At 72.3% G+C, this 20,374-nt stretch carries 17 protein-coding genes; 10 read left to right on the forward strand and 7 right to left on the reverse strand.

Features of this window, described 5'->3' with window-relative positions:
• Window positions 1–98: 98 nt before the first annotated feature.
• Both D3P35_RS12255 and D3P35_RS12260 read right to left on the reverse strand, forming a co-directional pair.
• On the reverse strand, window positions 99–821 hold the full coding sequence (locus tag D3P35_RS12255; RefSeq protein ID WP_118135021.1) for a response regulator transcription factor: 723 nt from the start codon (window positions 819–821) through the stop codon (window positions 99–101).
• Window positions 822–849: 28 nt separating this feature from the next.
• Window positions 850–2,055 (reverse strand): sensor histidine kinase, encoded by a 1,206-nt coding sequence (locus D3P35_RS12260; RefSeq protein WP_118135022.1) that lies wholly within the window; start codon window positions 2,053–2,055, stop codon window positions 850–852.
• Window positions 2,056–2,295: 240 nt separating this feature from the next.
• Here D3P35_RS12260 and D3P35_RS12265 point away from each other — a divergent pair, with 240 nt between their 5' ends.
• The 5 genes from D3P35_RS12265 (at window position 2,296) to D3P35_RS12285 (ending at window position 7,689) form a co-directional block, all read left to right on the forward strand.
• Window positions 2,296–3,312, forward strand: coding sequence for an ABC transporter substrate-binding protein (locus tag D3P35_RS12265; RefSeq protein ID WP_118135023.1), 1,017 nt, complete (start codon window positions 2,296–2,298; stop codon window positions 3,310–3,312).
• Between the two features lie 63 nt (window positions 3,313–3,375).
• Window positions 3,376–4,836 carry a sugar ABC transporter ATP-binding protein gene (locus D3P35_RS12270; RefSeq protein ID WP_118135024.1) on the forward strand — a complete coding sequence of 487 codons (1,461 nt, stop codon included), beginning with the start codon at window positions 3,376–3,378 and terminating at the stop codon, window positions 4,834–4,836.
• Complete coding sequence (locus tag D3P35_RS12275; RefSeq protein ID WP_118135025.1) at window positions 4,833–5,768, forward strand: ABC transporter permease; 936 nt, start codon at window positions 4,833–4,835, stop codon at window positions 5,766–5,768. The genes D3P35_RS12270 and D3P35_RS12275 overlap by 4 nt, the downstream gene beginning before the upstream one ends.
• A gap of 53 nt (window positions 5,769–5,821) precedes the next feature.
• Window positions 5,822–6,766: an ABC transporter permease gene (locus tag D3P35_RS12280; RefSeq protein WP_232830482.1), complete on the forward strand. Its 945-nt coding sequence runs from the start codon at window positions 5,822–5,824 to the stop codon at window positions 6,764–6,766.
• A gap of 5 nt (window positions 6,767–6,771) precedes the next feature.
• Complete coding sequence (locus D3P35_RS12285; RefSeq protein WP_118135048.1) at window positions 6,772–7,689, forward strand: SMP-30/gluconolactonase/LRE family protein; 918 nt, start codon at window positions 6,772–6,774, stop codon at window positions 7,687–7,689.
• 4 nt (window positions 7,690–7,693) lie between these two features.
• On the opposite strand, the gene D3P35_RS12290 is transcribed toward D3P35_RS12285, so the two are convergent.
• Genes D3P35_RS12290 through D3P35_RS12300 form a run of 3 tightly spaced genes read right to left on the reverse strand, consistent with a single transcriptional unit; the run spans window position 7,694 to window position 11,609 of the window.
• Window positions 7,694–8,794, reverse strand: coding sequence for an SDR family NAD(P)-dependent oxidoreductase (locus D3P35_RS12290; protein WP_118135027.1), 1,101 nt, complete (start codon window positions 8,792–8,794; stop codon window positions 7,694–7,696).
• Window positions 8,791–9,954, reverse strand: a complete 1,164-nt coding sequence (locus D3P35_RS12295) for a thiolase family protein (RefSeq protein ID WP_118135028.1) — start codon at window positions 9,952–9,954, stop codon at window positions 8,791–8,793. The genes D3P35_RS12290 and D3P35_RS12295 overlap by 4 nt, the downstream gene beginning before the upstream one ends.
• Window positions 9,951–11,609, reverse strand: a complete 1,659-nt coding sequence (locus tag D3P35_RS12300) for an AMP-binding protein (RefSeq protein WP_198670599.1) — start codon at window positions 11,607–11,609, stop codon at window positions 9,951–9,953. Before D3P35_RS12300 ends, D3P35_RS12295 begins: the two co-directional genes overlap by 4 nt.
• A 59-nt stretch (window positions 11,610–11,668) precedes the next feature.
• Between D3P35_RS12300 and D3P35_RS12305 the strand changes: the two genes are divergently transcribed.
• The gene (locus tag D3P35_RS12305) at window positions 11,669–12,181 is read left to right on the forward strand and encodes a winged helix DNA-binding protein (protein WP_157982124.1); all 513 of its coding nucleotides are present in this window, start codon (window positions 11,669–11,671) and stop codon (window positions 12,179–12,181) included.
• A gap of 388 nt (window positions 12,182–12,569) precedes the next feature.
• Window positions 12,570–13,214: a DUF6655 family protein gene (locus D3P35_RS12310; RefSeq protein WP_157982125.1), complete on the forward strand. Its 645-nt coding sequence runs from the start codon at window positions 12,570–12,572 to the stop codon at window positions 13,212–13,214.
• Window positions 13,215–13,292: 78 nt separating this feature from the next.
• Here D3P35_RS12310 and D3P35_RS12315 read toward each other — a convergent pair whose 3' ends face one another.
• Both D3P35_RS12315 and D3P35_RS12320 read right to left on the reverse strand, forming a co-directional pair.
• Complete coding sequence (locus D3P35_RS12315; protein WP_118135032.1) at window positions 13,293–14,414, reverse strand: mandelate racemase/muconate lactonizing enzyme family protein; 1,122 nt, start codon at window positions 14,412–14,414, stop codon at window positions 13,293–13,295.
• 61 nt (window positions 14,415–14,475) lie between these two features.
• Window positions 14,476–15,621, reverse strand: coding sequence for an iron-containing alcohol dehydrogenase (locus D3P35_RS12320; RefSeq protein WP_157982126.1), 1,146 nt, complete (start codon window positions 15,619–15,621; stop codon window positions 14,476–14,478).
• Window positions 15,622–15,812: 191 nt separating this feature from the next.
• Between D3P35_RS12320 and D3P35_RS12325 the strand changes: the two genes are divergently transcribed.
• The 3 genes from D3P35_RS12325 (at window position 15,813) to D3P35_RS12335 (ending at window position 20,339) form a co-directional block, all read left to right on the forward strand.
• On the forward strand, window positions 15,813–16,247 hold the full coding sequence (locus D3P35_RS12325) for an OsmC family protein (protein WP_118135034.1): 435 nt from the start codon (window positions 15,813–15,815) through the stop codon (window positions 16,245–16,247).
• An 88-nt stretch (window positions 16,248–16,335) separates the two neighbouring features.
• Window positions 16,336–18,525, forward strand: coding sequence for an esterase-like activity of phytase family protein (locus D3P35_RS12330; protein WP_118135035.1), 2,190 nt, complete (start codon window positions 16,336–16,338; stop codon window positions 18,523–18,525).
• Between the two features lie 404 nt (window positions 18,526–18,929).
• Entirely contained in the window at window positions 18,930–20,339 is a 1,410-nt protein-coding gene (locus D3P35_RS12335) for a trehalose-6-phosphate synthase (protein ID WP_118135036.1), read from the forward strand.
• Window positions 20,340–20,374: the final 35 nt, after the last annotated feature.

The raw sequence follows: 20,374 nt of genomic DNA on the forward strand, positions 1-20,374 counted from the left end.
GGACCCGCGCGCCCGTCTTCCGGGCCACCGGGCCACCGGGCCACCGGGCCACCGGGCCACCGGGCCACCGGGCCACCGGGCCACCGGGCCACCGGGGCTCAGCGGTCGCCGCGCAGCCAGGCCTGCAGCTTGGTCTCGGCGTATTCCAGCTCCTGGGGGTTGAGGATGCGCTTCTGCAGGGCGCGGGCCACGGCGCGGGAGCGCTGGTTGAAGTCGCCGGGGGCGAGGTCGTTGCCCTCGGGCAGCACCTCGAGCTTGTCGTAGAGCCCGCGCAGCCGGTTCTGCACCGAGCGCAGCGACAGGTGCTGGCGCCGGGCGATGCAGCGGTCGGTGAGGCCGAGGGCGGCATCCACCAGCACCGCGTGCTCGGCCTCGGTGAGGCCGCGCTCGGGCCGGCCGCGGGCGTGCTGGATCTGGTGCACCTCGCGGTCGATGACGATCTGCGCCTCCAGGAAGATGGCGCGCAGGGCGAGCTTCAGCCGGTCCTCGGAGGCGGTCTTGAGCACGTAGCCATAGGCCGCCTCCTTGGGCACGATGCGCGAGATGCCGCGCACATAGGCCTCGTCGGAATAGTTCGACCAGAACAGGATGCGCGTGGCCGGGCGCTCGGCCCAGATGGTGCGGGCGGCCTCGATGCCGGTGCGCCGGCTCATCTGCAGGTCCATCACCACCGAGGCGCAGCCGGGCTCGCGCGCCAGCCGCTCGCCCTCCATGCCGTCGCGGGCCTCGACGATGTCGATCACGCCGGGCAGGGCGCCGCGCACCGCCTCGCGCAGGTAGCTCGCGTGCAGCGGGTCGTCCTCGACCACCAGCACCCTCATGCGCGGGGATCCGGGCGGGGGGGAAGGGTCATCGTGCCATCTCCTGGGGAAGGGTTACGCGAACACAGGTGCCGGGGCGGCCCGCGCAGGGGCCGACCTCCAGCCGCGCCGAGATCAGGCTGGCGCGGGTCTGCATGTGGGTGAGGCCGCCGCTGCGCCCGCTGCCCGTGGCGGGCAGGCCGGTGCCGTCGTCGCGCACCTCGACGCTGAGCGCGCCGGAGGCGGCCCGGCCGATCGCCACCTCCACCCGTGCGGCGCCGGAATGGCGGGCGGCGTTGTTCACCGCCTCCTGCACGATGCGGAAGAGCGCGATGCGCACCGTGCGCTCCAGCCTGTCCGGGGCATGGGCGGAGCTGTCGGTCACCTCGGTGGAGACGCCCGGCAGCCCGGCGGTGGCGCGCTCGAGGTGGATGTCGACCGCGTGCACGAAGCCGAAGAGCTCCAGCAGCGCGGGCATCGCGGTGTCGATGATCTGGCGCAGGTCCTGGATGCAGTCCTGCAGCCGCGGCACCACCGAGGCGGCGAGGCTGTCGGGCCGGGCCTGCTCGAGGTCGCGCAGGATGCGGGTGAGGTCGGCGAGGGTCTGGTCGTGCAGGTCCATGCCGATGCGCTGGCGCTCGCGCTCCAGCGCCTCGGTGAGCTGCAGCGCGCCGAGGCGCAGGCCCTCCTCGCGCGCCCGGGCCCCCGCCTCCACCGCCGCGGCGCGCCGGGCGCGCTCGCCGGCGCGCAGGGCGTAGAAATAGGGCGAGAGCGTGTCGGCCACGTGGCGCACGTAGTCGAGCTCGGCCGCGCCGTAGGCCGCCTCGCGCTGCGCGGAGAAGTTGAGCGCGCCGATGATCTCGCCGCGCACCTTCATCGCCACGTTGATGCGGCTGCACAGGTTGTGCTCGAAGATCGGCTGGCAGAAGGCGCCGGGGTAGGTGTAGCGCTGGTCCTTCAGGGCGTTCTCGGAGAGCATCGCCTCGGTGCGGCCGGTGAGGATGTCGCGCACCGGGCTCACCGCCACCATCGAGCGCTGGGTGCCCCAGAGCGTGCCCAGCCCCACCTCGTAGGAGGTGTGGAACGCGTCCGCCCCGTCGATCAGGCAGACGTCGAGATGGTCGTGCTCGAGGAATTCCTTGATCTCCTCGTGCACGGCCTGCAGCGCCGACTGGACATCGAGCTGCCCGGCCAGGTGGCGGGAAATCCTCAGGAAATGATGAAGCTGCGCATCCGCGCGACCGAGCTCTTGCACGCCACGACCTGTTCTGATGTTGTGATGTCGTCTCCCTTGCGGCCGAGAGTGGCGCAGGCGGGCCGCCGCTGGCAAGAGGCCTTGCGGTTTCCCGCAAAAGAGATGCGGAAACCCGCAGATTTCCTGCGGATGACGTGCTTTACAGGCCGGCGCTTCCCCCGCAACCTTCCCCCATCCGGCGCAGACCGGTGACAGAGAGAGCAACCGGGCGCGGCCGGGCCGCGCTTGCGGGAGGAAAACATGATCAGCACGACACGACTGCTCGGCATCGCCGGGCTTTGCGCCGCCGTTCCCTTCATGGGGCTGGCCGACACGTCCGACAAATCCATCGCCCTGTCCAACAACTACGCCGGAAACTCCTGGCGCCAGGCCATGCTGGAGAGCTGGCAGAAGGTGACCGCGCAGGCCGTGGAGGAGGGGGTGGTCTCGGCCGCCGACGCCTTCACCACCGCCGAGAACCAGGCCACCGAGCAGGCCGCCCAGATCCAGAACATGATCCTGCAGGGCTATGACGCCATCGTCATCAACTCGGCCTCGCCCACGGCGCTGAACGGCGCGGTGAAGGAAGCCTGCGACGCCGGCATTGTCGTGGTCTCCTTCGACGGCATCGTCACCGAGCCCTGCGCCTGGCGCATCGCCGTGGACTTCCAGGAGATGGGCCGCCAGCAGGTGGAGTATCTCGCCTCGCGCCTGCCCGAGGGCGGCAACCTGCTCGAGATCCGCGGGCTTGCGGGCGTGTTCGTGGATGACGAGATCCATGCCGGCATCGCCGCGGGCGTGCAGGAGCACCCCGATTTCAAGGTCGCCGCCGCGGTGAACGGCGACTGGGCCCAGGACGTGGCGCAGAAGGCGGTGGCCGGCGTGCTGCCCTCGCTGCCCGACATCGCCGGCGTGGTCACCCAGGGCGGTGACGGCTACGGCGCCGCCCAGGCCTTCGCCGCCTCGGGGCGCGACATGCCGATCATCGTGATGGGCAACCGCCATGACGAGATGGAGTGGTGGAAACAGGCGCATGAGGAGAACGGCTACGAGACCGTCTCGCTCTCCATCGCGCCGGGTGTCTCCACCCTCGCCTTCTGGGTGGCCCAGCAGGTGCTCGACGGCGCGGACGTGCCCAAGGACCTCACGGTGCCCTTCCTGAAGGTGACCCAGGAGGATCTCGAGGAGGTGCTCGCCTCCACCCAGGCCGGCGGCGTGGCGAACGTGGAATACACGCTCGACGACGCGAAGGCCGTGATCAGCGACGCCGCCCAGTAACGGCGCCCTCCCCGCGGGCGGGCCGCCGGCCTGCCCGCGTTCCCCCTGTTGCGGGAGCACCCCATGTCAGACCAAACCGACACGACCCCGGTCGTGGCGCTCGAGAACGCGCGCAAGCTGTTCGGCGCCGTTCGCGCGCTCGACGGTGTCACCCTCGCCATCGCGCCGGGCGAATGCCTCGGCCTCGTGGGCCACAACGGCGCCGGCAAGTCCACGCTGGTGAACCTGGTGAACGGCGGGCTGAACCTCACCGAGGGCACCATCCGCCTCGGCGCGGGCACCGCCTCGCCCGAGACCTCCATCGCCGCGGCGCGCGCGGCCGGGGTGCGCTGCGTGTTCCAGGAGCTCTCGCTCTGCCCCAATCTCACCGTGACGGAGAATGTCCGCATCCCGCACCGCGGCCTCACCGGGCGCGGCTGGCGGCGCCGGGCGCGGGCCATCGTCGCGGAAAAGCTCGCCGAGATCTTCCCCGGCCATGCCATCGACCCCGGTGCGGCGGTGGGTGCGCTCTCCATCGCCGAGCGGCAGATGGTCGAAATCGCCATCGCCTTCTCGGTGTTCGACGAACCGCCCCGGCTGGTGATCCTCGACGAGCCGACCTCCTCGCTCGACGCGGGCCTCGCCGAGCAGCTCCTCGCCCATGTGCGGCGCTTCTGCGCCGCGGGCGGGGCGGTGATCTTCATCTCGCACATGCTGGGCGAGATCCTCGACATCGCCAGCCGCATCGTGGTGATGAAGGACGGCCGCATCACCGAGGAGCGCGCCCGCGGCGGCTTCGACCGGCAGGGGCTCGTGGACGCGATGGGCCACGTGGCGGCCGAGGGCGCGGAGGACCCCCGCGCCGCGGCCCGCAGCCTGGAGGGCGCCGAGGTGGTGATCTCCACCCCCGGTGGCCTCACCGCCCGGCGGGGCGAGATCGTCGGGCTCGCCGGGCTCGGCGGCCACGGCCAGGCGGAGGCGCTGGAGCAGATCTGCCTCGCGCGCTCCTCGTCCTGGAAGGGCACGCGCAGCCCGAAGGTGGCCTTCGTGGCCGGTGACCGGGCGCGCGACGGGCTCTTTCCCATCTGGTCGATCCTGCGCAACGCCACGCTCTCGCGCCTGCCCGCCCTCACCCGCCGCGGCCTGGTGGACCGCGCGGCGGAGGAGGAGATGGCGGCGGAGTGGCGCCGGCGCATCGGCATCCGCACCGATGACATGGACAACCCCATCCTGTCGCTCTCGGGCGGCAACCAGCAGAAGGTGCTCTTTGCCCGCGCGCTCGGCACCTCGGCGCCGGTGGTGCTGATGGACGACCCGATGCGCGGCGTCGACGTGGGCACCAAGCGCGACGTCTACGACATGATCCGGGCCGAGGCCGCGGGCGGGCGCACCTTCATCTGGTACTCCACCGAGACCGAGGAAGTGTGCCAGTGCGACCGCGTCTACGTGTTCCGGCTGGGCCGGATCGCGGCCGAGCTCACGGGGGCGGAGATCACCGAGGAGAACATCCTCGCCGCCTCCTTCGAAATGGAGGCTGCCGAATGAACCGCGACCAGCTGCGCATCCTGCTGCCCGTCGTCTCGCTTGCCGTGCTGCTGGGGGCCGTGTTCTGGCTCCAGCCGCGGGCGATGAGCTACCTCGGGCTCAACCTGCTGTTCAACCTCGCCGTGCCGATCGCGCTCGCCACCATCGCGCAGATGCTGATCATCATGGTCAACGACCTCGACCTGTCCATCGGCACCTTCGTGAGCTTCGTGGCCTGTGTCACCGCCACCCTGGTGCAGACCGACCCGGTGCTGGGCTATCTCGTCCTCGCCGCCGGCATCGCCGGCTACGCGGCCATGGGCGCGCTCATCCACCTGCGCAACCTGCCGGCCATCGTGGTGACGCTGGGCATGTCCTTCGTCTGGGGCGGGCTCGCGGTGCTGATCCTGCCCTCGCCGGGCGGCGCCTCGCCCGAGTGGCTGCGCAGCCTGATGACCGTGAAGCCGCCGCTGGTGCCCATGGCCATCGTGGCAAGCGTGGTGATCGCGGTGGCCGCCCACCTGCTGGTGCGCCGCTCCGCCTTCGGCGTGGTGCTGCGCGGGGTGGGCGGCAACGCGGCCTCGGTGGAGCGCGCCGGCTGGTCGGTGCTGAAGGCCAAGGCCGCGGCCTATGCGCTGGCCGGCTTCTTCGGCACGCTCTCGGGCATGGCGCTGGTGGGCCTCACCACGGCGGCGGACGCGAACATCGCCCTGCGCTACACCCTGCTCTCCATCGCCGGGGTGATCCTGGGCGGGGGCGAGTTCACCGGCGGCCGAGTCTCGCCCGTGGGCGCGGTGATCGGCGCGCTCACGCTCGCCCTTGCCGGCTCGTTCCTCTCCTTCATGCGGCTGAGCCCGGACTGGCAGATCGGCGCACAGGGCGCGATCCTCATCCTCGTGCTCGCCGTGCGGCTGCTGGTGAGCCGCGGGCGCGGCCGGAGGGTGGCCGCATGAGCCGCCCGGACGCCTCTGCCGCCCATCCCCCGCACAGACACGGAGACAAGCCCGTGACCTCTCTCCTGAGCATCCTGCGCAAGCCCTGGCTCTGGGCCTTCATCGCGGCCGGTGCCGCCTTCGTGGCCACCGCCGCCGTCACCCAGGCCGGGGGCTGGGGGCTGGGCATGACCGCGCTCACCTTCGCCGCCTTCTCGGTGCTGGTGGGCATCGGGCAGATGTTCGTGATCACGCTCGGGCCCGGCAATGTCGACCTCTCCATCCCCGCCACCATGACCCTCGCCGGCACGCTGGCGCTCAAGGCGATGGCGGGGGACCCGGCGATGATCCCGGTGGGGCTCGCCATCGCGCTCGCCTCCGGCCTCGCGGTGGGGGTGGTGAACTACGGGCTCATCCGCCTGCTCTCCATCCCGCCGATCATCGCCACGCTCTCGGCCTCCTTCCTCATCCAGTCCGCCGCCATCTGGTCGAACCGCGGGCTGCGGGTGAAGCCGCCGCAGGCGCTGGCCGATTTCGCCACCGGCCGCGCGCTCGGCGTGCCCAACGTGGCGGTGGTGGCGCTGCTCGTCGCGGTGCTGGCCTGGGTGGTGCTGGAGCGCGCGCTCGCCGGGCGGCGGGTGCTCGCCATCGGGCAGAACATGCGCGCCGCCCGCCTCGCCGGGGTGCCGGTCGACGCGGTGCGCTTTGCCACCTACGTGAGCTGCGCGGTGCTCGCCGGGCTCGCGGGCTTCCTGCTCGCCAGCTTCTCGGGCGGGGCGGCGCTCAACATGGGTGCGGAATACCTGCTGATGTCCATCGCGGTGGTGGTCATCGGCGGCTCCTCCATCGCGGGGGGCAATTCCAACGTGCCGGGGATCTGGGGCGCCTCGCTCTTCATGTTCCTCATCGTCTCAATGCTCAATTCCTACGGCGCGGGCGCCGGCGTGCGGATGATCCTCACCGGGGTCATCATCATCGCCATCGTCGCGGCCGCAGGCGGAAGGAAGGTGTCCCGGTGACTCTCCTGCTCGAGGATATCTACGACATCCGCGACCCGCGGTTCCGCGCCCTCATCCAGCCCAACGCGCGGCTGGAGCGCCTCGCCACCGGCTGTCGGTGGACCGAGGGCCCGGTGTGGTTCGACGACCAGCAGTGCCTGCTGTTCTCCGACATCCCCAACGAGCGCATCCTGCGCTGGAGCGAGGGCGGGGCGAGCGTGTTCCGCGCCCCCTCCGGCTTTGCCAACGGCCACACGCGCGACCGCGAGGGGCGGCTGGTGAGCTGCCAGCACGGCACGCGCTCGCTCACCCGCACCGAGCCCTGCGGGCGCATCACCACGCTGGCGGAGCGTTTCGAGGGCAGGCGGCTGAACTCGCCCAACGACGTGGTGGTGCATTCCGACGGCGGCATCTGGTTCACCGACCCCACCTACGGCATCATCTCCAACTACGAGGGCTACCGCGCCGTGCCCGAGCAGCCGGCGCGGCGGGTCTACCGGCTCGACCCCGATACGGGCGAGATCGCGGCCGTGGCGGCGGATTTCACCCAGCCCAACGGCCTCGCCTTCTCCCCCGACGAGGCGCTGCTCTACGTGGCGGAATCGGGCGCCAGCCATGACCCGACGGTGCCGCCCGTGATCCGCGTCTTCGACGTGCAGGACGGCCGCGCCCTCGGCCCGGGGCGCGATTTCGCCACCATCGACGCCGGCATCCCCGACGGCATGCGGGTGGACGAGTTCGGCAACCTCTGGTCCTCGGCCGAGGACGGGGTGCATTGCTTCGCCCCCGACGGCACGCTGATCGGCAAGATCCGGGTGCCGGAGGTGGTGGCGAACCTGTGCTTCGGCGGCCCGCGCCGCAACCGGCTGTTCATCACCGCGACCACCAGCCTCTACGCGGTCTACGTCGAGCCCTCGGGCATCCAGCTGCCGCGCCGCGGCTGAGCGCCTACGCCCCGCGCCCCACCGCTTTCCCCTCGGTGGCGGCGCGGGCCAGCAGGTGGCGCGAGACCGGGTCGGGGAACAGCTCCTGCACCCCGCTCTCCAGCGCCGCCAGCGCGGCCCGGGCGAGGGCGGGGAGGGCGAGGCGCGGGCCCGCCTCCTCCTCCGTTCCCGGCAGGGCGAGCGGGCCGGGGTACACCCCGATGGCCCGGCCGCCGCTGGCCGAAAGCGTCTCGCGCAGCCCGATGAGCCAGGCCTCCGCCGCCGCGAGGGCTGCGGAAGGGGCGGGCCGCGCTGGGTCCGGCACCCGGGCCTCGATGCCCAGCACGGCGAGCCAGGCCGCTCCCGCCAGCACGGGCGACAGCGCCGCGGCGAGGCGCGCGGGCGCAAAGCAGGTGGCGGCCATCTCCTCCTCCAGCGTGCCGGTGCCCGGCCCCGGAACCGACACCACCAGCGCAAGCGGCCCGGTCACCTCCGCCACATCGGCGAGGGCGGAGATATCGAGCGGGCGCGCGCCCTCGGCCCCGGCCAGCGCGGGGTCGAGCGGCCCGGCGTGCCCGAGCCAGACCGGCCCCGCCCCGCGCGCGAGCAGGGCGCGGGCGAAGGCGGCGCCCACGGGCGTCGTGGCGTCGGTCACGAGGGCGGGGCCCCGGCCGGTGACGGCGCTGATCTGTGCAAGCATCGGGTCTTCCTCCTCGGCGTGTTCCGGCAGGGCGAGCAGGCAGGCCATGCCGGCGCGGTCGGTGGTGAGGCTGAGGCGCACCGGGCCTGCCCCGGCGCAGGCGGCATGCACGAAACAGGTGAGCACCGCGCCGCTCTCGTGGCGCACCAGCCCCAGCCGCCAGGGCGCGGGCCGGCCGGCGCGGGCCTGGAAGAACGGCTCCAGCGAGTGGCTGAGCCGCGTGCCGGCGAGCAGGTGGCCCTTCGGGGCGACATCCTTCCAGCGCAGATCTCCCGAGAGGCAGGCGGCGCAGATCTCCTGCGGGGGGTACTGCACCGCGCCGCACTCGGCGCAGTGCTGAAGCGCGAAACGCCCCTCCGCCGCCCGGGCGGTGAGGCCGAGCGCGGGGGCGGAGCGCAGTCGCGGGGGCAGGGCGGGCGCGCTCATGCCGCCGCCAGCACGGCCGCACCGCAGCTCAGGCCCCGGTCATAGGCGATCATCCCGAAGCCGCTCACGAGGCCGATGCGCGCGCCGGGCACCGCGCGCCCCTCGGCCGCGCCGGTGAGCTGGCGCAGGGTTTCGGTGAGGCCGAGGAAGCCCCCCGCCGCCCCGGCCTGCCCGGTAGAATGCTGGCCGCCGCCGGTGTTCATCGGGAAATCCCCCGTGGTGGAAAGGTCATGCGCGGCCACGAAGGCCCCGGCCTCGCCCTTGGCGCAGAAGCCGAGGTCCTCGAGTTGCAGGAAGGAGATCACCGGGTAGTCGTCGTAGCTCTGGAACAGGTCGACGCCGGCGGGGGTCACGCCCGCGGCGGCGAAGAGCGTCTCGCGGTCCGCCGCCCAGCCGCCACGCTCCTGCACCGGGTCATCGGCATAGGCGTTGTGGCGCTCGGTGGCGGCGAGCAGGTGGCAATGCGGCAGGCCCCGGGCCTCGGCTTCCTCCCGGCGCATCACCAGGAAGGCCTCGGCTCCGGCGCAGGGCATCACGCAGTCGAGCAGCCGCACCGGCGCCGAGATGGGGCGGGAGGCGAGGTACTCCTCCAGCGTGATCGGCTTGCGCAGCAGGGCGCGGGGGTTTGGCCCGGCATTGGCGCGCTGTGCGACGCAGAGCCGGCCGAAATCCTCCGCCACCGCGCCGAAGCGGCGCATGTAATGGTCGGTGATCATGGCGAAGGAGGCGTTCGGCCCGCCGGCCCCCACGGGGTAGACCGCGTCCTGCGAGGCCTGGGAGAACCGCGCCGTCGCCTCGCGGAAGCCGCCGGGGGCGCAGGTGTCGCCCGCGATGCAGGCGACGATATCGGCGTCGCCGCTCTCCACCGCTCTCGCGGCGCGGCGCAGGGCCACGATGCCGCTCGCGCCCCCGAGGGGGATGGTGTCGAGCCAGGTCGCCTCCAGCCCCAGCGCGCGCAGCAGGCCGATGCCGCTGTCGGGGAACAGCGAGAAGCTCGAGGCGCAGAGCCCGTCGACCTCGCGCTTCGCCAGCCCGCCTTCGGCGAGCAGCCCGCGCAGCGCGGTGCCGATGAAATACTGCGCCCCGCGGGCCGAGAAGCGCTCGTAGGGCACGCTCACCGGGCAGGCGAGCACCACGTCGCGGAAGGCGGCCCGGCTCATGCGCCGCGGGTCCGGAGCGCCTGCTTCCCGGCGCGGAAATCGAACGCGCCGGGGGCAGCCTCGGGCGCCTCCGCGAGGTCGCGCAGGGCGGCCTTGCGCACCTTCTGGGTGGAGGTGGTGGGCATGTCCTCGACGAACACCACCCAGCCGGGCACCTTGTAATAGGCGAGCTGTGAGGCGCAGGCCTCGTAGAGCGCGCGGGCGAGGGCGGGGCGGTCGGCGCCCGCTTCCGCCAGCACCACGGCCATCACCTCCTCGCCGCGCAGGGCATCGAGGGCGGCGATGGCCGCCACCTGCCGCACGCCGGGCACGGAGGCCAGCACCTGCTCCACTTCCACCGCGGCGATGTTCTCGCCCGAGCGGCGGATGATGTTCTTCTTACGGTCGACGAAGAACACCGCGCCGTCCGGCCCCTGGCGCATCACGTCGCCGGTGTGCAGCCAGCCGCCCTCCCAGGCGGCCTCGGTGGCCTCGGCGTTCTTCAGGTAGCCCGAGAAGAAGCCGCGGCGCGGGTCGGGGCCGGCGGCGCGCAGCACCAGCTCGCCCGGCGTGCCGGGGGGCACCTCGGCGCCGGCATCGTCGAGGATGCGGATCTCCATCGCCGGGCCCGGCCGGTCCGGGCGGCCGATGCAGCGCGCGCCCACGTGGCGCGGGGCCTCGACCGCGCAGAAGGTGCCGGCACCGCCGGTCTCGGTCATCGCCCAGCCCTCGAGCAGCGGCACGCCGAAGCGCGCCTCGAAGCGCGCGTGATGGCCCGGGTGCACCCCGCCGCCGAGGCCGAAGCGCAGCGCGTGGCCCCGGTCATGCGGCGCCTCGGGCAGCTCGAGCAGGATGGCGGGCATCACCCCGAGGTAGTGGAAACAGGTGGCGCCGGTCTCGATCGCGGTCTCCCACCAGTCGCGCGGGTGGAAGCGGTCGATGATGATCTGCGCGCCGCCCGCGCCCAGCATGCCCATGAAGGAATGGCCGGTGGCGTTCACGTGGAAGGTGGGCAGGGGGGTCATCAGCCGCTCCGCCCCGGGGGTGAGCGAGATCGCCCCGCCCTGCGCCGGATACCACTCCGCCCAGCCGAGGAAGAAGCGGTTGGACAGGATGCAGCCCTTGGGCCGCCCTGTGGTGCCGGAGGTGTAGACGAGGGCGCATTCCGCCGCCTCGCCCGATGGCCCGCCCGGGGCTGGTGGGGCGGCGGGCGGCGTGTCGTCGGGCCCCGCCACGGGCACGCCCAGCCTTGCCGCCACACCGTCGATCTGCCCGGCGCGGGCGGGCAGGCGCACGGCGAGCACGCTCTCGGAATGGGAGAGCAGGTAGTCGAGCTCGTCCTCCCGGTAGTCGGGGTTCACCGGCACGATGCCGGCGCCGAGCGCGTTGAGCGCCAGCCAGTGCAGGAAATGCTCCGGCCGGTTCTCCAGCAGCAGCGCCACCCGGTGGCCGGCGCCGTAGCCGGCGGCGGCATAGCGGGCCGAGAGGCGCGCCACCTCGGCCGCCGCCTCGGCATAGCTCCAGCGGGTTTTCGCCGCGCCCCAGAGCGCCGCCACCTTCGCCGGCAGCACGAGGAGGTCGTTGCCCGGCCATTCCGCGGCCCGGGCGGCGAAGAGCGCATGCACGCTGCCGGCGCGTTGACTTTCGGGGGTCGATGGGTCTTGCTGCGCCGTCATGCCGGGTCCTGTCGATACGGGGTGATGGGGGCCTGAGAGAAGAGGGAGGGCTGCGGGACATGCCGCCTGAACATCCCGCGGGCGAGATGCCCGCCGAGGCCGAGCGCGGCCTGGCCGATTTCGAATTCGCGCTCTGGCACCTGGGCGCCGCCTTCGCGCGCTGGCGGCGCGACTGTTTCGCCGCGGTCTGCGACCTGGGGCTCGGCGGCACCGAGGCCTCGATCCTGCACGTGGTCCACATGAACGACACCGCGAAGGGCCTCTCGGAGATCGGCCGCATCCTGCACCGCGACGACCACACCAACCTGCAGTACGGGGTGAAGAAGCTCCTGCGCCTCGGCCTGCTGGAGAAGCGCGGGGCGGCGCGCAAGACCATGACCTACGGTGTCTCGCCGCGCGGCCGCGAGATCGTGGAGGCCTATCTGGCCGAGCGCCGGCGCACCCTGCTGCGGCTCTACGCGCGCATGGCCCCGGTGACGGGCGAGCTCTCCGAGACCACCACGCTCATGCACCTGCTGTCGGGCGTCTACGACCAGGCCTCCGACCTGGTGATCAACCACCAGCCCGAGTGAGGGCGGCAGCGCGGCTGTGGCGGTACGGCTGGTCATGCTCCATTCCCTGCGAACCACCTCTTTATAAGGTAATTCGCCGAATAAACCAGAGGCTCGCGCACCCCGCGCCGGCTCTCGCGGCAGCGCCGCGTCCGGAACCCGCGCTTCGGGCGCGCAGGGGCGGGACGTGGAGGGGGTACGCAACGGCAATCCGCCGCCCCCGGGAAAATTTGAAGGGACGTGCAATGCTGCACATGCTAAGGCGGGGGAGCGCGGGGGAGGTCTCACCCCCCGCCGCCGGCCCGGTCCGGGCAGACCCCCGTGGTGAGGGGCAATGAACAGGCAGATCCGGTGCCGCGTGTTTCGGTGGCGCCGGGGATCCGGGAAGACCAACGGCGGAGAGGAACCTTTGGCGTCACGTATCGCAAGGCTCACCGGGCTGGCGGCCGCAGGCTTGCTGGCGGCCGGGTGTTCGAGCAAGTCCATCAGCACGCCGGCGCGCACGGCGACGGAAGAGCTGCTGATCTCGACCGCGGTCGACAAGGCCGCGGAGAAGCTGGCGAAATCCCTCAAGGTCGAGGGCAAGATCTTCGTCGATGCCGGCTACTTCGAGGGCTACGACGCGAAATACGCCATCGCCACCATCCGCGACAGCCTGCTGCGCCACGGCGCCGCCCTGGCCGAATCGCGCGAGACGGCGCAGACCATCGTGGAGATCCGCACCGGGGCGCTGTCGCTCGACACCGAGAGCTCGCTGCTCGGCCTGCCGGAGATCAGCCTGCCGATCCCCTTCGTCGACGTGGCCTCCACCCCCGAGATCGCGCTCTTCAAGCAGGACACCGTGGAGGGCGTGGCCAAGATCGCCGCCACCGCCTGGGACCGCGAGACCGGCAAGATGGTGTCCTCCACCGGGCCGCAATACGGCTTCTCCCACAAGGCGGACTGGATCCTGATGCTGCTCGTCACCTGGGATTCGACCGACGTGCTGCCCGAGAACGTCGAGCCGCAGCCCGCCCCCTGGGAGCCCTGGGACACCTGGCAGCTCTGGGAGTAGGCCGCACAGCCGTTCAGAGCCGGGGCCCCCCCGGAGCCTCCGCAGCCTCCGCCCGGAAGCACTGCCCCGCGCCGCCGCTCAGAGCCGCAGCGCCGCCAGCCGCTCCTCGTCGGGCACGAGGCCGAGGCCGGGGGCATCGGAGAGCTGCAGCCAGCCGTCCCACGCCTGAAGCGGGGCCGCGAGCGGGTAGTCGCGCCGCGCGAGCGACCATTCCGGCGGATCGTAGGGCCATTCGAGGAAGGGCACCTCGCCCAGCCCCGCGGCGAGATGGGCGTTGGCGAGCACGCCGGCGCCGTTGGTCCAGCTGTGCGGGGTGAAGGTGAGCCCGGCCTCGCGCGCCATGATCGCCACCCGCCGCAGCCCGGTGATGCCACCCACCAGCGCCACGTCGGGCTGCAGCACGTCGAGGCAACGCTCGCCGATCAGGTCGCGGAACTCGTGCAGCTCGCGGGTCATCTCGCCGCCGGCGATGCGCAGGGGCGAGGCGGCGCGCAGCTCGGCCATGCCGCGCCTGTCGCCGCGGTGCAGGGGCTCCTCCATCCAGTATATTCCCAGCGGCTCCAGCGCGCGGGCCACCTCCAGCGCATCCTTCATCGTCCAGGGGGCCGAGGTGTCCCAGGGCATGCGCCAGCCCTGGTTGCAGTCGACCATCAGGGCCAGCCTGTCGCCCGTGCGGGCGCGGATCGCCTCCAGCGCCGCGAGGTCGTCGCGCCAGCCGCCGCGGCCGCCGGCGGAGGAGGTGAAGCGCACCTTCATCGCGGTGAACCCCTCGGCGAGGTAGCGCTCGGCCTGCGCGGCCATCGCGCCCGCGTCGCGCAGCACGCCGGAGGAGGCGTAGAGCCGCACCCGCTCCGCCCGCCCGCCGAGCATGCGCCACACCGGCTCGCCGGTGACCTTCCCCGCGAGGTCCCAGAGCGCGAGGTCGAGCGGCCAGCAGCGCCCGCCGTGGAACTGGATGTGGCTCAGCACCTCGTAATGCCGCTCGAGGTGGCGGGGGTCCTGGCCGAGGAACAGCTCCTCGTGGCCCTCGAACCCGTGCATCAGGTCGCCCGAGCCGATGCCCTCGCGGCCCTCATCGTCGCGCACGCGCACGATGGTGGCGTCGAAATGCCGGCGGGGGCGGCCGTCCCAGCTCGCCTTGAAGGCGGGATCGAGCGGCAGGCGGTGATGGCTGATCTCGATGGCGGCGATACGGGACATGGGCAGGCTCCGGCAGCTTCGGACAGGTCAGGCGTGGGCAGGTCAGGTCAGGCGTGTCAGCTCAGGCGGCGGTGGCGAGCATGGCGGCGGCGAAGCCGAGCAGCGTCTCGCGGTCGGGCGTTTCGGCATGGGCGGTGAGCATCGGGGCGCATTCCGGCCCCTCCACGGCGCGGGTGAGGGCCTCGGCGCTCACGCCGCGAAAGGCCGCGGGCAGGGCCAGCGTGGCGCCCGAGCGGGCCACCAGCGCCTCCCAGAACCCGGGCAGGGCGGCGGCGCCGGCACAGCCGCAGGCCCGGGCCGCGGCCTCGACCTGCGGTGTGGGCCGGGCGGCGAGCCAGCCCAGGCTCACGCCGAAGCCGAGGGCCGTCGCCAGCCCGTGCTGCACCGGGGCGAGAGCGGCGGCGCCATGGCTCAGCGCATGGGCAATGGCCGTGCCGCACATGTCGATCGCCACCCCGGCGTGGAAGGCGCCGAGCAGCAGCGCCTCGCGCGCCGCGAGGTCGCCCGGCGCCTCCGCCACCCGGGGCAGGGCGGCGCAGATCAGCCCCAGCGCGTGGTGCGCGTGCAGGGCGGCGCCGGGGTGGGTACGGGCATTGGTGGCGGCCTCGAAGGCATGCACGAAGGCGTCGAGCGCGCAGAAGGCGGTGAGATCGCGCGGCAGGCTCACGGTGAGGGCCGGATCGAGCAGCACCAGCCGCGGCTTCAGCCCGGGGTCCCAGGCCCAGAGCTTGCGCCCGTCGGGGCCGGAGAAGATGCAGGTGGCGCAGCTCTCGGCCCCGGTGCCGGCGGTGGTGGGCACCAGCAGCGAGGGCAGCAGGCCGGGCGGCATCGGGGCGGCGGCGAGCGCGTAGGCCATCGGGTCGGGCGCGCCGGGGATGCAGGCGGTGGCGAGCTTGGCGGTGTCGAGCGCCGAGCCCCCGCCGATGCCCACCACGAGATCGGCCCCCGCCGCGCGCCCGGCCGCGGCCGCTGCCGCCACCTGCGTGGATTTCGGCTCCCCCGAGAGCCCGGTGAAGGCGGTGACCCGGAGCCCGGCGCCGGCCAGGGCCTGCTCCAGCGGCGCAAGGCGCCCCTGCGCCTGCAGCCAGGGGTCGGCCACCAGCAGCACCGACCCGGCGGGTGAGAGGGCCGCCGCCTCCGGGCCGAGCCGGTCGATCGCGCCGGGGCCGCAGAGCGTGGCGGGGATGGTTCCTGTCGAGTAGCGCATCGGGGTCTCCCCTGCGGCGGCGGCGGGTCCGGGGCTCAGGGAGCATCCCGGCCGCCCGCCCGTCAAGCGCCGTTGCATGTTTCGGATGTTTCCTGCCGCCGGGGGTTCGAAAGCTGCGCGGGCCGTACTACGTCAAGCCGTGGCCCGGGGGCTGCCCGGGTCTCACTCACACAAGCAGAGCGAGGCTAGCCATGACGATCAAGAAGACCGGTTCCGCCGCCTGGGAAGGCGGCCTGAAGGATGGCAAGGGCACCATTTCCACCCAGAGCGGTGCGCTGAAGGAATATCCCTACGGCTTCAAGACCCGCTTCGAGGGCGTGGCCGGCTCCAACCCCGAGGAGCTCATCGGCGCCGCGCATGCGAGCTGCTTCACCATGGCGCTGTCGCTGATCCTGGGCGATGCGGGCCTCACCGCCGACCGGATGGACACCACCGCGACCGTGAGCCTCGACCAGGTCGACGGCGGCTTCGCCATCACCGCGATTCACCTCGAGCTCAAGGCCAGCGTGCCCGGCACCACCGCCGAGCAGTTCGCCGAGCTCGCCGCCAAGGCGAAGGCCGGCTGCCCGGTGTCCAAGCTCTTCGGCTCCAACGCCGAGATCACGCTCGACGCCACCCTGGCCTGATACCCCGTCTCCCCGCCGCCCGCCGTCACGGAACCGTCGCGAAAACGGTTCAGATGTGCGGGCGGTGATTCCGAGGGGAGATGGATCCATGAAAAAGGCATTGTTCGGCACCTGCGCGCTGGCCGCGCTGGTGGCCCTTCCGGCCGCACGCGCCGGCGCGCAGGACGCGATTTCCGAGAGCGCCCGCAACTTCAACCGCATCGCCGCCTTCGCGGTGAACGACAACCTGCCCGGGGACGCCGACCCGAAGACCGAGACCTCGGCCGAGATCATCTACGCCGACGAGACCGGCAACATGCTGATCTACACCGACAGCCCCGCCAGCGTGGTGGGCCGCATCGACATCACAGACCCCGAGGCGCCGAAGCCGCTGGGTGTCACCGCGATGAACGGCGAGCCCACCTCCGTGGTGGTGATCGGGGAGCAGGCCTATGTCGGCGTGAACACCTCCGAGAGCTACACCGCCCCCTCGGGCAGGCTGGTGACCCTCGACCTGACCAGCGGCGAGGAGCGGGCGAGCTGCGACATCGGCGGCCAGCCCGACAGTGTCGCCGCGGCGCCCGACGCGAGCTTCATCGCCGTCGCGGTGGAGAACGAGCGCGACGAGGACCTGGGCGACGGCGGCCTGCCGCAGATGCCCGCGGGCTACGTGGTGATCCTGCCGGTGACCGACGGCGTGGTGGACTGCGCGAACATGGTGAAGGCCGATGTGACCGGTCTCGCCGAGGTGGCGCCGGAAGACCCCGAGCCGGAATTCGTCGACGTGAACGCCCGCGGCGAGATCGCCGTGACCCTGCAGGAGAACAACCACGTCGTGGTGCTCGACCGCACGGGCAAGGTGCTGTCGCATTTCTCCGCCGGCACGGTGGACCTCGAGGGCATCGACACGAAGCGCGACGGCGCGCTCTCCTTCACCGACACGCTTTCCGGCGTGGCGCGCGAGCCCGATTCCATCCAGTGGCTGGGCGACGACCGGCTGGTGACCGCCAACGAGGGCGACTGGAAGGGCGGCTCGCGCGGCTGGACCGTGTTCTCCCCCGCGGGCGAGGTGCTCTACGAGAACGGCGCCGGCTTCGAGAAGGCCGTGGTGCAGATCGGCCATTACCCCGAGAAGCGCTCCGACAAGAAGGGCGTGGAGCCCGAGGCGCTGGAGACCGCCACCTTCGACGGCACGCCCTATGCCTTCATCGGCTCCGAGCGCGGCTCGGTGATCGGTGTCTACGACATGGGCGGCGAGGCCCCGGTGCTGCGCCAGCTCCTGCCCTCGGGCATCGCGCCGGAGGGGCTGGTGGCCATCCCCGCGCGCGGGCTGCTGGTGAGCGCGAACGAAGCCGACCTCGTGGAGGACGGCGGCGCGCGCTCGCACGTGATGATCTACCGGCTGGAGGACGCCCCGGCGGCCTATCCCTCCATCACCTCCGCCGGCGCGGAGGAGCTGATCGGCTGGGGCGCGCTCTCCGGCCTCTCGGCCGACCCGGAGGAGGCGGGCCGCCTCCATGCGGTGAACGACAGTTTCTACGCCATGCAGCCCACGATCTTCACCATCGACGCGACGGCGCGCCCCGCGCGCATCACCTCGGCGCTGCGGGTGACCCGCGACGGCCGGCCCGCGGAGCATCTCGACATGGAAGGCATCTTCGCCGATGCCGACGGCAGCTTCTGGGTGGGCAACGAGGGCAACAGCGAGAAGCAGGTGCCCCATGCCATCCTGCATGTGGGCGCCGACGGCGCGATCGCGGAGGAGATCGCCCTCCCCGATACCCTGCTCGCCGGCGAGAAGCGCTTCGGCATCGAGGGCATCACCCGCATCGGCGACCGGCTCTGGCTCGCCATCCAGCGCGAGTGGGGGGACGACCCGAAGGGCATGGTGAAATTCGTCTCCCACGACCTCGCGAGCGGGGAGTGGGGCGCGGTGCACTATCCGCTCGACGCGGCCGAGGCCGGCTGGGTGGGGCTCTCCGAGATCAGCCTCGACGGCGATCGGGTGCTGATCCTGGAGCGCGACAACCAGATCGGCGCCGCCGCGCGCATCAAGAAGCTCTACGCCGTGCCGGTCTCCGCGCTGCAGCCCGCACCGCTCGGCGGCGAACTGCCGGTGGTGGACAAGACCAAGGTGCATGACTTCCTGCCCGAGCTGAAGGCGCCCAAGGGCTATGTCGTCGACAAGATCGAGGGCTTCACGGTCGATGCCGCCGGCAATGCCTTCGCCGTGACCGACAACGACGGCGTGGACGACAGCTCCGGCGAGACGCATTTCATCGCCCTCGGCAAGCTCTGACACTGCACTCCCCCGGCGGGCGCCCGATCGCGGCGCGCCTGCCGGGCCCCGCGCCGCGCCGGTGCACGCATGCCCCGCAGAACGCTCGCGAAATCCCGCCCGGCCCGGCCGGGCCATGGTCGCGCTCCGGGTGGTATCTCGCCGATTCAGCGCGCTGCGCGGGAACTTTTTCCTCACTGAAAGGTTAACACTGCATCGGAGAAAACCGGCTTTCGCCCGCGGGTATTGGCGGTCGGAAGACGGGAAGAAGAATTCAGTCTCCGCGCGTCTGTCATCAATCGACATGGGGAGAGTCCGATGCAGCCCGCCGACCGAAACCCGCCTGCCGCCGCTGCTCCTGCCCGGGAGACCCGCGGCCCCGTTCAACGCCCGCCGCACGGCACCGCCCGGGGAGGGCGCTGCTGATGTCCCGCATCATCGTCGTATCGAACCGCCTTCCGAGCGCGCGCAGTTCGGCCGGGGGTCTTGCCGTGGCGCTGTCCGACTGCCTTTCCGCAACCGGGGGCGTCTGGATCGGCACCAGTGACGAGATCGCCGACGAACCGGAGCAGCGCCTGCACGAGTTCGAGGAATCGCTTTTCGTGAAGCTCGGCTTCGCCCTCACCCGGCAGGAGCACGAGAATTACTACCTCGGGTATTCCAACTCGGTGCTCTGGCCGGTCTTCCACGGCCGCGCCGACCTGATGGACTATCACGAGGAATACGATATTTCGTATCACGCGCTGAACGCGCGCCTCGCGCAGATGATAGCCGGCCTGTTGCGGCCGGGGGACCTGCTGTGGGTGCAGGACTACCACTTCCTGCCGCTGGCCTCCGAGCTGCGCCGTCTGGGGGTGCGCAATGCCATCGGGCTGTTCCTGCACATCCCCTTTCCGGACGCGCATGACATCCAGGTGGTCCCCGACCACGTGGAGCTGCTGCGCGCGCTCTTCGACTACGACCTCATCGGGCTGCAGACCCGGCGCGACGTGAACGCCTTCCTCGGCACCTGCCGCACCTGCGCCGGCGCGGAGCTGCTGATCGACGGCACGGTATCGGCCTTCGGCAAGCGCACCACGGTGGCGAGCTTTCCCATCGGCATCGACACCGAGGGCTTCGCGCTGGAGGCCTCGCGCACCCTGCCGCCGCGCCACGTGGAGGACCCCGAGCGCCAGCACCTCATCATCGGGGTCGACCGGCTGGACTATTCCAAGGGCCTGCCGCAGCGCTTCCTCGCCTACGAGCGCCTGCTGGAGACGCATCCCGAGCTCTCCGGCCGGGTGTCGTTCCTGCAGATCGCGCCGCCCACCCGCTCGGGCCTGCGCGCCTACAGCGAGATCCGCTCCGAGCTGGAGCGGCTCGCGGGCTGCATCAACGGCGCGCATGCCGACATAGACTGGACGCCGCTGCGCTACATCCACCGCGCCCTGCCGCGCGAGCAGCTCGGCTCGCTCTACCGCCGCGCGCGGGTGGGGCTGGTCACGCCGCTCGCCGACGGGATGAACCTGGTGGCGAAGGAATATGTCGCGGCCCAGGACCCGGAGAACCCCGGCGTGCTGGTGCTGTCGCGCTTCGCGGGTGCTGCCGAGCAGATGGGCGAGGCGCTGCTGGTGAACCCGCATGACCGCGGCGAGGTGGCCCAGGCCATCCACCGGGCCCTGCGCATGCCGCTGGCCGAGCGCCGCACGCGTCACGCGGCCCTCATGGGCCGGCTGCTCGAACAGGACATCACCTGGTGGAGCACCACCTACCTCAAGCGCCTGCGCGAGGTGGTCTGGCACCGGCGCGGCGTGCCGGAACCGAGCAAGCTCTTCGCCGGTCAGCTCCCGGGCTGACCGGCCCTTCTTCCGCCCGGAGCTGCAGCGCTCCC

The organism is Oceanicella sp. SM1341 (assembly GCF_003448965.1).
In the GTDB taxonomy this organism is placed as follows: Bacteria; Pseudomonadota; Alphaproteobacteria; order Rhodobacterales; family Rhodobacteraceae; genus Paroceanicella.

What these genes read in the sequence shown, in the direction of transcription:
- D3P35_RS12330 (WP_118135035.1), top strand. Translation starts at nt 16,336, where the DNA reads ATGAAAAAGGCATTGTTCGGCACCTGCGCGCTGGCCGCGCTGGTGGCC.
- D3P35_RS12275 (WP_118135025.1), top strand. Translation starts at nt 4,833, where the DNA reads ATGAACCGCGACCAGCTGCGCATCCTGCTGCCCGTCGTCTCGCTTGCC.
- D3P35_RS12320 (WP_157982126.1), bottom strand. Translation starts at nt 15,621, where the DNA reads ATGCGCTACTCGACAGGAACCATCCCCGCCACGCTCTGCGGCCCCGGC.
- D3P35_RS12255 (WP_118135021.1), bottom strand. Translation starts at nt 821, where the DNA reads ATGAGGGTGCTGGTGGTCGAGGACGACCCGCTGCACGCGAGCTACCTG.
- D3P35_RS12315 (WP_118135032.1), bottom strand. Translation starts at nt 14,414, where the DNA reads ATGTCCCGTATCGCCGCCATCGAGATCAGCCATCACCGCCTGCCGCTC.
- D3P35_RS12325 (WP_118135034.1), top strand. Translation starts at nt 15,813, where the DNA reads ATGACGATCAAGAAGACCGGTTCCGCCGCCTGGGAAGGCGGCCTGAAG.
- D3P35_RS12335 (WP_118135036.1), top strand. Translation starts at nt 18,930, where the DNA reads ATGTCCCGCATCATCGTCGTATCGAACCGCCTTCCGAGCGCGCGCAGT.
- D3P35_RS12300 (WP_198670599.1), bottom strand. Translation starts at nt 11,609, where the DNA reads ATGACGGCGCAGCAAGACCCATCGACCCCCGAAAGTCAACGCGCCGGC.
- D3P35_RS12265 (WP_118135023.1), top strand. Translation starts at nt 2,296, where the DNA reads ATGATCAGCACGACACGACTGCTCGGCATCGCCGGGCTTTGCGCCGCC.
- D3P35_RS12270 (WP_118135024.1), top strand. Translation starts at nt 3,376, where the DNA reads ATGTCAGACCAAACCGACACGACCCCGGTCGTGGCGCTCGAGAACGCG.
- D3P35_RS12290 (WP_118135027.1), bottom strand. Translation starts at nt 8,794, where the DNA reads ATGAGCGCGCCCGCCCTGCCCCCGCGACTGCGCTCCGCCCCCGCGCTC.
- D3P35_RS12305 (WP_157982124.1), top strand. Translation starts at nt 11,669, where the DNA reads ATGCCGCCTGAACATCCCGCGGGCGAGATGCCCGCCGAGGCCGAGCGC.
- D3P35_RS12295 (WP_118135028.1), bottom strand. Translation starts at nt 9,954, where the DNA reads ATGAGCCGGGCCGCCTTCCGCGACGTGGTGCTCGCCTGCCCGGTGAGC.